12 protein-coding genes and 1 tRNA gene are annotated in these 11,497 nt (G+C 39.7%); 4 read left to right on the forward strand and 9 right to left on the reverse strand.

Going from position 1 to position 11,497, the window contains the following annotated elements; translation table 11 throughout:
* Positions 1-287 precede the first annotated feature (287 nt).
* The 4 genes from VB693_RS24275 to nadA form a co-directional block, all read right to left on the reverse strand.
* Positions 288-791 (reverse strand): GNAT family N-acetyltransferase, encoded by a 504-nt coding sequence (locus tag VB693_RS24275; RefSeq protein ID WP_323268506.1) that lies wholly within the window; start codon positions 789-791, stop codon positions 288-290.
* Positions 791-1,171, reverse strand: a complete 381-nt coding sequence (locus tag VB693_RS24280; protein WP_323268507.1) for a DUF1778 domain-containing protein — start codon at positions 1,169-1,171, stop codon at positions 791-793. Before VB693_RS24280 ends, VB693_RS24275 begins: the two co-directional genes overlap by 1 nt.
* A gap of 233 nt (positions 1,172-1,404) precedes the next feature.
* The gene (locus VB693_RS24285) at positions 1,405-2,166 is read right to left on the reverse strand and encodes a hypothetical protein (RefSeq protein WP_323268508.1); all 762 of its coding nucleotides are present in this window, start codon (positions 2,164-2,166) and stop codon (positions 1,405-1,407) included.
* 123 nt (positions 2,167-2,289) lie between these two features.
* On the reverse strand, positions 2,290-3,264 hold the full coding sequence (gene nadA, locus VB693_RS24290) for a quinolinate synthase NadA (RefSeq protein WP_323268509.1): 975 nt from the start codon (positions 3,262-3,264) through the stop codon (positions 2,290-2,292).
* 408 nt (positions 3,265-3,672) lie between these two features.
* Here nadA and VB693_RS24295 point away from each other — a divergent pair, with 408 nt between their 5' ends.
* Together VB693_RS24295 and VB693_RS24300 are read left to right on the forward strand one after the other, a co-directional pair.
* A complete protein-coding gene (locus tag VB693_RS24295) occupies positions 3,673-4,596 on the forward strand; it encodes a TIGR04168 family protein (RefSeq protein ID WP_323268510.1) in 924 nt (307 codons plus the stop codon).
* 110 nt (positions 4,597-4,706) lie between these two features.
* Positions 4,707-4,791 (forward strand) — tRNA-Ser (locus VB693_RS24300).
* Positions 4,792-4,843: 52 nt separating this feature from the next.
* Here the strand turns inward: VB693_RS24300 and VB693_RS24305 are convergent.
* The 3 genes from VB693_RS24305 to VB693_RS24315 form a co-directional block, all read right to left on the reverse strand.
* On the reverse strand, positions 4,844-5,185 hold the full coding sequence (locus VB693_RS24305) for a four helix bundle protein (protein ID WP_323268535.1): 342 nt from the start codon (positions 5,183-5,185) through the stop codon (positions 4,844-4,846).
* Between the two features lie 64 nt (positions 5,186-5,249).
* Positions 5,250-7,628, reverse strand: a complete 2,379-nt coding sequence (locus VB693_RS24310; protein ID WP_323268511.1) for an NACHT domain-containing NTPase — start codon at positions 7,626-7,628, stop codon at positions 5,250-5,252.
* A gap of 414 nt (positions 7,629-8,042) precedes the next feature.
* Complete coding sequence (locus VB693_RS24315; protein WP_323268512.1) at positions 8,043-8,174, reverse strand: hypothetical protein; 132 nt, start codon at positions 8,172-8,174, stop codon at positions 8,043-8,045.
* Here VB693_RS24315 and VB693_RS29095 point away from each other — a divergent pair.
* The gene (locus VB693_RS29095; protein ID WP_416233417.1) at positions 8,132-8,284 is read left to right on the forward strand and encodes a FitA-like ribbon-helix-helix domain-containing protein; all 153 of its coding nucleotides are present in this window, start codon (positions 8,132-8,134) and stop codon (positions 8,282-8,284) included. The two genes, VB693_RS24315 and VB693_RS29095, sit on opposite strands and share 43 nt — an antisense overlap.
* 82 nt (positions 8,285-8,366) lie before the next feature.
* On the opposite strand, the gene VB693_RS24320 is transcribed toward VB693_RS29095, so the two are convergent.
* The gene (locus VB693_RS24320) at positions 8,367-9,269 is read right to left on the reverse strand and encodes a S1 RNA-binding domain-containing protein (protein WP_323268513.1); all 903 of its coding nucleotides are present in this window, start codon (positions 9,267-9,269) and stop codon (positions 8,367-8,369) included.
* Positions 9,270-9,472: 203 nt separating this feature from the next.
* On the reverse strand, positions 9,473-10,222 hold the full coding sequence (locus VB693_RS24325) for a dienelactone hydrolase family protein (RefSeq protein WP_323268514.1): 750 nt from the start codon (positions 10,220-10,222) through the stop codon (positions 9,473-9,475).
* A 196-nt stretch (positions 10,223-10,418) separates the two neighbouring features.
* Between VB693_RS24325 and VB693_RS24330 the strand changes: the two genes are divergently transcribed.
* Complete coding sequence (locus tag VB693_RS24330; RefSeq protein WP_190701387.1) at positions 10,419-11,402, forward strand: GntR family transcriptional regulator; 984 nt, start codon at positions 10,419-10,421, stop codon at positions 11,400-11,402.
* Positions 11,403-11,497: the final 95 nt, after the last annotated feature.

An 11,497-nucleotide genomic window follows, 5' to 3' on the forward strand; every position in this document is an offset into this window, starting at 1 on the left:
GGTAACAAAGTTTGGATAGGTCTTTTATGCTTCATACCTATTTAGGCTTTGTAATGCTAATTGTCCTAGGAATTAAGGGTAATGAATGGGCATGGAAAAGCCGTAGATGGGCTAGTATTGAAGCTTTTAAAGCTAATCAAAGGACATGGGCAATTGTGGGTCTATGTTTGACAGCTTTCTTTTTTATTATACTTTTTTTGATTGCTTTAAGTGAAAGTTAATTTCCTTTTCTTCATTGCTAATATCTCTGATTTGTTTACTACAAAGTTTTATTCGGCTGTACTAGCTCAATAAAGCTCTTCAATAGATTTCAGAGGGAGATAGAGTTTCATCGAATCTTGCTTAAATTGTCGAAAGCCATATTTTATATAAAAACTCAAAGCTTCCTCGTCTAAAGCCTCTGCTATCACAGCCAACGATGCTACTTGTGTAGAGACATCTAGCGACTTTTTGAGAGCATCTACCAACATGAGTTCACCAAATCGCTTTCCTTTTTGTCTATGATCAACAGCAAGACGACCCAGTAGCGTAGCTGGTAATCGTGGGTAACGAGGCAGGTGTTTAGCAAAACTTTCATCCAAAACTGTAATGTCAATAGTGTATGAAGAAAGTGTGTAATATGCCAAAATATTAAGCTCAGGCTCATCAATTAAGACAAATACGGTTGCGACTCGTCTTTTGAGATCCTGAGATGCTTGCTTACGTATGTAATTGTCTAAACTATCTTTTCCGCAAGAGAAATCTGAGCGGATATGCTTACGAACGTTCAGTGGTTCAATTTTGAGAACCATTAGTCTTTCATTACTTGCTTATATCGTATAGCTGCTGCTCTTAGCGCATCATTAGGCTTTGGTGGGTTTAGTAGTGCATGGACGAAAGCTTCGCTATCCTCAAGACTGAGTTTGAGTATTTGATGTTTTTGAATAACTCGGAGAGCTTCTGCTTGAACACTTGAAATAATAAAATCAGTTAGAGTACGTCCCTCTAGATCGGCTGCTTTCTGCAAAAGGGCTTTAGTTTCTGGGCTGACACGAGCCTCTAGCCGCGCGATCGCTTTTCCATGAGTTGCATCAGCCATATCAGTACAAGATAATTTTAGATGGGCTTTTAACTCTAATTTTATACGGCAATTTGCCGTATGTAAACACTGATAAGCGTAAGTCCTATTCATATCTTCAGCAGGGATATTTCCATGTAGAAGGTTTAACGGTGAAGGCCATCAAACGCAGACGGACTCAATTAAAGACAAAAACTGTTGCCCGCGTTCCGTGCGCTGAATTGTTAGCGGGCTATCAGCTATACTAGCTAGTAATCGCTTCTATACTATAAGAGAACAGGTTACTATAAGAGAACAGGTTGAACTATCAGGGTTGCAAACTCGGAATCCCAGGAATAATCCCATAATTAAATATACTCAGCACTAGGTAGTTTTTGCCCCATCACATCTCTTCTCATTTCCCACCAACGATTAGTCAGCCATTTGCTTATAGAAGATTCTCTGTAAAATTTATTCTTCCTTCCGTATCCAAATTCTCTTAATGACTTCAATATTTCTCTGATTTCACTTTTAAAGAGTAATACTTCTTCCTGCAAAATCCCAGTAATCGAAAAAAGCTCTCGAACAAAAGTACCTTTTCTAAAATACTCAGCTATTGCTTCAGGCTGTTCAATCAAGCCAATAACTTTCTGCTTTATCTTATCTAACTGCTGCTGTTTCTCTAAAAGAATTCTTTCTTTAGCTTTTTCTTGCTCTCGTCGCTCTTTCCAAGAAGTGTAAGTCTTATAGGAAAAATAAGCAAGACCACTGACAACTAACACTCCTGCTCCAATTGCAATCACCGTTCCTGCTGGAGTTGCAAGAAACTTTATGGCATTTGTGCCAGTAGCTTGTAAACTGCTAATGAAACCTGCCGATAAACTTCCAATCGCGGTAAAAGCAGAAGAAATAGCTTGAACGCACATTTTATAGACATTTGCAAAAAAAGTATTTACTGCCTGTACCCCTAATACAAACTCATTAGCTAAATTATTTATGCCAGGACCTAATATACCCGTGTCCAGCATCTTCTCAAGATGAGGTTTAATATCATTGAGAAAATTGCTGAGGGTTTTAACGATTTCTTTGGTTTCTACCGTAATTATGATATTTGTGTTTGCGTCAAGCATAAAAACTTCGATAATCTTTCCTCATTAAGATATCAAAAATTTGCTACACCTACTCAAAATCAAGTTTTTAAAATTATTAAAAAAAGATTTAGATAGAAGTAGATGCAGTCACATCCAATCAATCTAAAAACTCATCTCTAACATCCGTTGAATTGGTCTTACTGCAGCAATGCGGATTTCTTCTGACATCGTGATTTCAGGAGTCCGGTTTTTCATGGCCCAATATAGTTTTTCTAAAGTATTCAACCGCATAAATGGACATTCGTTACAAGCACAGTTATTCTCTGGGGGAGCAGGGATAAAGTGCTTGTTAGGAGCTACTTTTTGCATTTGGTGAATGATACCTGGCTCTGTAGCCACGATAAATTCTTGGCTAGGGCTGGTTTGGCAATATTTGAGTAAAGCGGCTGTAGAGCCAATAAAACTGGCATGACGCAAGACGCTACTTTCACATTCTGGGTGTGCGATCGCCTCTGCTTCTGGATGAGTTATCTTTAATTGGACAATCTTCTTCTCAGAAAAGGTTTCATGCACTATACAGCTACCTTGCCATAACACCAAATCCCGCCCGGACTGTTCCATCACATACCGTCCCAAATTCCGGTCTGGGGCAAAAATAATCGGCTGTTCGTTGGGGATTTGCTGCACAATCTTCACAGCATTGGAACTGGTGCAGATAATATCGCTCATTGCCTTAATTTCGGCAGAGCAGTTAATATAAGAGACTACCAAATGATTGGGATGTGCGGCTTTAAAAGCGGCAAATTCTGCTGGTGGACAACTATCAGCTAGAGAACAACCAGCATTCAAATCCGGTAACAGCACCAACTTGTCAGGATTGAGGATTTTGGCTGTCTCTGCCATAAAGTGAACCCCAGCAAAGACAATCACATCTGCATTTGTCTTTTCTGCGGCTCTAGCTAGTTGTAATGAATCGCCAATAAAGTCTGCAATATCTTGAATATCAGGCTCTTGATAATAATGCGCCAATATCACCGCGTTAAGTTCTTTTTTTAGACCTTCAATAGCGGCAAATAAATCTAGTGGTAGTCCACCTGGTTGAGTTTGTTCGCGTTGAGCTAAAGCAGTGGTAAACACAGTTAAGAGTTGCTTAAATTTGCAGGTTGTGATCTTGTGAATCAATTATAGTAGTTTTTACCAAAAATAGTAGGTGGGGTAATAGCCCTAATTTATATCCAAATTCGGCCGAGTTTCCTATATTGGAAATATACGGCAATGCAAGTGTAATTTTATGCCTATTGAAAATTTGAATGCGTGAACTAGCTTATCGAGTTCGGGCGAATAGAAAAAGCATAGTTAAGGGTACAAAGAGAGATAATAGTGAATGAGCATTAGTTGAGTATGAAAGATAAGTATAAAACAATGCTTAAAATGGGGTGCTAAACACTGAAAGTAACATTTTTGAACATTGTTTGAGCATGAAAGTTATGTTAAGTGCTGGAAGTGTTGATTTTGTGGCATTTGTTGTACGGCAAGGAAAGTGGCATGACCAGTCAAAAATCTCAATCAATAACTACTCTCAAAATTGCTGTAGTGGGAGATGTTCACGACCAATGGGAAACAGAAGATAGCATTGCACTCAAGCATCTGGGTGTTGATTTAGTGCTATTTGTGGGGGATTTTGGTAACGAGTCGGTGGAAGTAGTAAGAGCGATCGCTTCCCTGGACATTCCCAAAGCAGCAGTTATGGGCAACCACGACGCTTGGTACACTGCTACAGAGTGGGGACGAAAGAAATGTCCTTACGATCGCACCAAGGAAGACTGGGTACAGGAACAACTCGATTTACTCGGTGTAGCTCATGTTGGTTACGGTAAGCTAGATTTCCCAGAGTGGAATTTAACTGTAGTAGGGGGTCGTCCTTTTAGTTGGGGTGGTCATGAATGGAGATTTGCTGACATCTGCAAAGACCGTTACGGTGTGACAAGTTTGGAAGAATCAGCAGAGAAAATCTTTGCGGCGGTAAAAAGTGCAGCCTGTGACACAATCATTTTTCTCGGTCATAACGGGCCGAGTGGATTAGGGCATCGCCCAGAAGACCCCTGTGGTAAAGATTGGCATCCTGTAGGCGGCGACTTTGGCGACCCCGATTTAGCTGAGGCGATTTCTCTAAGTATCACCATTGGTAAACAGATTTCCTTGGTGACATTTGGGCATATGCACCATACCTTACGACACACTAAGAAGGAACTGCGAAAAACAGTCTTTAGAAGCCCAGAGGGGATAATTTACTTAAATGCTGCCCGTGTACCCAGGATTGTAGAGAATGACGGCGAGAAACTACGGAATTTTTCCCTAGTGTCCTTAGAGGCGGGTGTAGTTACCAAAGCCGCCCTAGTTTGGGTTGGCAAAGATTTCCAAGTCGCATCAGAAGAAATTTTTTATGAGCGTTCACGTAGTTTATCGTAGATATTCGCCTTCAGTAGTACCATCTGCGTAGATGATAGGATATAGTATTATCTGTCAGCTTTATTGCCAACCCACAAACATAGGATTAGCAGTAGCTCGACAGGTTATTTGGAGAGGTGGCAGAGTGGTCGATTGCGTCCGACTTGAAATCGGATGAGGCTAAAACCTCCGGGAGTTCGAATCTCCCCCTCTCCGTTTCAGGAATTAAAAATTAAAAATTAAAAATTAAAAATTGGTGAGAATGAGGTTATGTGGAGCTTTTGGTGGAAACAATGATGGCACCAAGAATTTTTGTTAGTTCTTCGGCTTCGGTTTGGAGTTGACTAATTCTTTCTTGAGGTACTATTTCGGAAGCAACCAGTAATCTTAACCAATACCGAGTTTCACGAGATTCTTTCAGTGCAATCATGAGCTTGCTGATAAAATCTGCTTTGCTTTGAGCGGCTTGTGCTTCTTCAACATTAGCTCCTATTGATGTTCCTGACCTTAACAATTGTTGAGCAACGGTTCTTGCTACTCCTAGTTTGTCATCTAAAAACTGGCACAATTTGACTATACGAACGGAAAAAGTAAAAGTGCGATCGCAAATATCTTTTTTTCACAGATAGAAATTAACTGCATTTTATATCATTTATCTACTTTTTTCTGTCTTATCAACTTATACTAAATGTTTGATTTTTATTTGGTAACAGCAAAGTATTTTCAATTTCTTGCCTAACTTCCCGGCTTACATAACAATCACTATTTAGGCAGTTTATTAGCAATTTATTGGCATAGTGATACTGTTCCAATAGTATTTTTTGTGCTTCATTGAACTGCCAGTCATGCCCAATATTGCAATGCTCAACCATGACGGTTCTAAGCTGTTCATTCCAAATCTGACCATCAGTTATCCACCAGCGTTCAAACGCTTCGCTGTTGTTTTGTGGAGATGGTAATTGGCTTTTGAGATTGTCAAGTAAAATTTGTAACTCAGGGCTTGGGTTACGTTCTAGAGCAAAATCAAGATTTAAATAAAAGCGATTGGAAAAGATTGTATTTGAGCTTTGTCTTACTGCACAAATTTTTTTTGCTTCAAAAAAGATAGAAACTTCAAAACTCAAGGCTGGAGTACCTATCCCGATAATCTCTGGATCGCAAGCTTTATAAAAATCGCCGTCTGAAGTACCAGTAAGAGCTAGATCGAAGGCTAAAATACGAGGAAGACTTTCAAAATCTGAATAGTCACACCGAATAAGATGATTTATCAAATGTAAGTAGATACTTCTAACTTCTGCTGGCTGATATGGCACTGTCGCTAAAGAAGATTTTCTAGCTACCCACCTCATCAAATCTTGTAATTGTTCATCCGTACTGATTAGTCCATCAATTTCAGACTTCATTAAGTGCATCAAATTATCGGCATTTCGCATCATTCCTGCTGTGAGCAAAAAAACTTCCCGCCAGCGTTTCTCTGTCAGATGCTCAACCAAAGTTTTATAGGCAGAGTTGGCTACTATTTCTCTTGAAGCAAAATACTCGTGAAACGTCAGGTGAGAAAAAGAATAGATGCCTTTTGCTCGTTCTACTAGTAGTCCATGCTGTGCTTCAATAGATTTTAAAACGGCTTCACTATCGAGTTTCAATACTTCTGGATCTGTGTCAGCATTGCGTAAGTTGCGAATAAAATCAGCAATGTATGCTTCGGCAGTTTTCTGCTTAAAAAAATAGTCTTTCTGCTCAAACGTAGTTAAGCCTATTTTACTCAGCAAGTCTTCCTTACGCTGCAAAGACAGGTTTTTATAAACCTGCTCTCTCTCAATGTTGCGTTTGGCATCCCATTTTTTCAGCAATACATCTAATCCTTCTTGATAAAGTTCAGAACGATTTACTGGGAAATCTCCACTATCTCCAAACACCAAACACAATAATGTCAGAAGTAAAGGGCTACTTGCTAGTTCTTGGATTGGTTTATTCTCCTTTAGTTTTTGAATGAATCTTTGACTCTTAACTGGATCAGTCAACTGAAACCAATTTTGAGCAAAAATGGCTATTTGTTTTTCGTCAAAATCTGCCATTTCTACTTCTGTGAAACTTTGATAGGTGTATTCTTTGGCAGCAATACGACAGGTAATTACAAACTGATTGGTATGAAACAGGTCAGAAAATTCCCGAATTTGTCGTAATACACGCCTGGTGTCTTCCTCTCGTACTTCATCTAACCCATCTAGCAATACGAATGCTTTACCCTGTTTCAACAGTTTCTCTACTGTCGCACTGGTATGAAGTACCCCACAGCTTGATAATTGTTGAGCAAGAAATTTCAAAATATCTGGTTGTTTAGCTGCTTCTGCAAAATCTTTTAAAGTGATAAACAAGGGAACTCTGTTTGCTTGAAATCTCCCTTCAATACACTGCATTGCTAAATATTTTAAAAAAGTGCTTTTTCCAGCTCCTGGTTTACCTAAAACCATCAGCTTACTATAACGCTGTACAACCTCTAATCCTGAGACTCGTTTCTGTTTTACTCCGCTAAGTCCAAGTCGCTCAAAGTTATCATGATCAGAGCTTTGCATTAGTTCCGCAACTTTTAGTCGTCTTCGTCCTGTTATTGCCTCCAGGATATTGACATTTGTGTAAATACCTTGTTTTCCTGTTAACTCAATTGGTTTAGGCATATCTAATACCCGCATGGTTCCGCACTTTTCTTTGATGTAGGGTTTGATATGTTTGCGGATTTCTTGCACTAAGGTATCAATAGAATCATCTACGTCATCTGTAGTTAAATCGCCAGAGGGTTTTTGCTGTGAATATCTTTTGCTCAGATACTCCCGTAAGCGACTTTCTTTAACAGGGCCATTACCAGTGATGCAAAATTTTTTGTAAATACCTGTGAGGCAAGTGCTGAGGTTACTTTCAGAAATATTTAATTGTTGAGCTACATTGACTCGACTCTTACTAAGACCGAATATTTCCAGAAAGACTTCTTTCTCTCGGTGCGACAATTCACTGTATTGTTCCAGTTGCTTAAGAAAGTCCTCTGGTATAGACATTGATCACTCCCACAATTACATATAAGCCAGTGTAGCCAAAGTTTTTATCAAAATGTGGAGTTAAATCAGTGTAAGTCAGGCTAAGTCAAGGTAAGTCAGATAAATAACTACAAAAGAAAATTGCGATATTGAACTCAGTCAAGCTACTGAGGCAATCGTAATGCTAGAAACACTAATCCCTTTGGTTGTAAATAAGTCTATTGAAGTTGTTGTTGGAATACTGCTGGAAAAGTTTTGTAAATGGGTGCTGAGTGATGCCAATATCAAAAATGCTAACAACTTTCTGAAAATGCAGATTCTTGTACTTTATCTTGATTGGGTTTTACGAAAAACATCACTAAAATTGCTGTCAGAGCGATCATAAGAGAAGGATTAAGAAACAGGTGGGTAGTAGAAATAATAAAGCGATCGCACCTACAAACCAAAGGCGATCGCACCCTCACCTCTTCCCCCAAGCTCTATCGTGCTACCATGAGCAATAAATTCTTGTAGTGAAGTCAAGAATGGCAATCGTAAACGTAAACATACCCGATGATTTATACGCACAACTGAAAGAGTTAGCCAACGCTGAAAATTGCTCAGTTGAGGCTATAGTAATTAGGATTTTGCAGAACACATTGCAGGCAAAAGCACAACAAATGAAAGAATATAAATAAAAAATTTTACCATCAATATAAAAAAGCGATCGCTCTCTTCATCCTTGCATAAAAAAAGCGATCGCAATAAATTCAAAAAAGCTTATTCAGCCGGTTTATTAGTAGCTCGATGAGCGCGGGCTTCTGCTGAGTTCATCACTTCTTCTAGATTTTCTACCACTTCACCAGGGAAGTTTTCTAACACTCTAGTAGAGATAGCAATGCGACCTTTCCCTTCATCTAAGTCAATAACTACAGCTTTAATTTGTTGACCAACTTGGAAGACTTTTTCTAGGGATTCAATAAACCTTTGACTGACTTGCTTGATGTGCAGTAAAGCACCCATACCTTCAACATCAACAAACACACCAAAAGGTTTAATTCCTGTCACCTTACCTTCTACTAACTGACCGATTTCTAATAAGTTGAAGTTACTAGAACGGGTTGCTAAACGCTGAGAAAGAATTAATTTCTTGTTGTTCCGGTCTACTTCCAAAAAGCCAACAGTAAGATTTTGACCTTTGAGTGCTTCTAAATTATCACGTTCTGCCAAGTGCGATCGCGGAATAAATCCTCGCAATGATTGTAAATCAACGGTGACACCACCTTTATTCACACCTGTTACCCGTACTTGCACTGTCTGGGAATTTTCCTGCATCTGCACCAATTTTTCCCAGATGTGCTGAATTTCTAACTGTTTGCGAGACAAAGTTACTTGACCTTCTGCATCCTGTTCGCGGATAATCAAGAACTCTAATTCTTCCTGTAACGGTAAGACCTCCGATAAATCGGTAACACTTCTCAAAGAAGCCTCATCACGGGGAATATAAGCTGACGATTTGCCGCCAATGTCAACATAAGCCCCATCAGGATCAAGCTGAAAAACTTTACCGTAAACAACCTGTCCCTTTTGAAACTGGTAGTCGTGTTTTTCTAACGCCTTAGCAAAATCATCCATCGTAAAAGGCGAGTTGGCTTTTTGAGAAAGTTGCGATTCGGAATTCATGACAATTGACAATAAATTGTTGTTATTTGATTGGATACCGACGGAGTTTGTAATTCGTAATTCAGCAAGGCTGTTGAAAATTTTTGATTCACTATGAGAAATCACAAATTATGAATTTTGACTGAATCTCTAACACTATCTGAACTAACAGCAGTGTTAAGTTTACAAATCTATAACCGTGGTATGGGCAAGTAGATCAGTTTCTATTTTGCCAAAATAGTAGCAAATAGTTGCTGTACTTGCTCCCAAGCATCAGCTGCTGCTTGAGGATGATAGCTAGCACGACGGTTACAGAAAAATCCGTGGTCAGCTCCATCGTAGCCGAACACACGATGGGAAATGTTGTATTTTTCTAACTCTGCTGCAATCTGGTTGACGTGTTCTGGGGGAATACTAGCATCTTTCTTGCCAAAAAATGTATAGATTGTGCCTTTGATTTCTGGGGTGCGGGTAATGGTTGGTGTGCCGTCTCCGGGTATACGAGTGGGTATTCCAGCACCATAGAAGGAAGCTGTTGCAGTAATATCAGGTAGAGTGGCAGCAAGATAGGCTACATGACCGCCAAAACAAAACCCAATACAACCAAAGCCATCTTTCTTCACGTTGAGTAAGGTTTTGAGGTAGTTGATGGCGGCTTGAATATCACTTAATAATTCTGATGCTGTAGTTTGCTCCCAAGCATATTTTCTCCCAACTTCAACATCTGCTGGGGTATAACCTGTTTCAAAACCAGGCGCAACCCGTTCAAATAGTGCGGGTGCGATCGCTACATATCCTAACTCGGCAATGCGTGCTGTCACCTCCCGAATATGCTCATTTACACCAAAAATCTCTTGTAAAACCACAACTCCTGGGTAAGAACCCGGTGCTTGGGGTTGTGCTAAGTATGCAGAGATTTGTAAATTATTGTGCGGAATTTGCACAAATTTAGTATCTAATGCTTGCTCAGTCATAATAATTTTTACCCATGCAACCTGATAAAGCTTTGTGATTATTTGATATAACTATGCCAGTATGTTTAGTCCATTACCAATTAAATCTCAACTACCAAGAGTCAATATAATTCGTAATTCGTAATTCGTAACGATGCTCCCCCCCGCTACGCTAACGTAATTGATCTAGTGATACTAGTATTCAGGAGTTTGGGTGATGATTCAATTCCGTATTCAGCCAGATAGTGAAATTCCCGCATCAACCCAGCTATTTAATCAAATGCGGTTTGCGATCGCCTCTCGGCAATATTCGCCAGGATATAAGTTACCCAGCACTAGGGCTTTAGCGATGCAAACTGGGCTACACCGCAACACTATTAGTAAAGTTTACCGTCAGCTAGAAGAAGATGGTTTTGTAGAAAGTCTGGCTGGTTCAGGAATTTATGTCCGCGCCCAAGGTCATGAAGGCGGAAGCCGGCTACAATCACCCATTTTGCAAAAACATCCTGAAGCCTCAAAGGTTTTGCAGCAAGCCCTGGATGAACTAATTGGCCAAGGATGTTCACTCAATCAAGCACGAGAGATATTCTTAGCAGAAATTGACTGGCGTTTACGTTGTGGTGCGCGGGTAATAGTTGCAGCACCTTCTAAAGATTTGGGTGTTGGTGATTTAATGGTCTATGAATTAGAAGACACATTACAAATCCCAGTACAACTAGTAGCAATAGAAGAGTTAGCCGCCATACTAGATAAAACTACTTCAGCTACAGTAGTGACCAGTCGCTATTTTATCAACGATGTGGAAGCGATCGCAGCACCTAAATCTGTGCGGGTGATTCCTCTCGATATCTACGACTACAGTAAAGAACTCAACCTTTTAAAAACCCTACCTAAAGATAACTGTGTAGGTATAGTTAGCCTCAGTTCTGGAATTGGTCATCAAGCGGAGGTAATCTTACACGGTTTACGAGGTGATGACCTACTAATCATGACTACCCAACCACAGGATAGTTATAAATTGCAAGCTATTGTCAAACGCGCCGAGGTAATTATTTGCGATCAAGCCTGTTTTAGCATAGTGCAAACAGCAGTCCAAGCAGCTTCTGAAGACATTATTCGTCCACCCAAGCTGATTAGAGTAGAAAGTTACATTGGTACAAATTCGATTAACTTGCTCAAACGTGAATTGGGATTGGGTTAAATACGGTTAACGCCATTGTTGTTGAAAGCGTTCTTCGAGTTGGTAATGTCAGGCGATACATTGGTAATGTCAGACGATACATTGGCAACGTCAGG

Source organism: Anabaena sp. UHCC 0399 (genome assembly GCF_034931465.1).
Taxonomy (GTDB): Bacteria; Cyanobacteriota; Cyanobacteriia; order Cyanobacteriales; family Nostocaceae; genus Trichormus; species Trichormus minutissimus.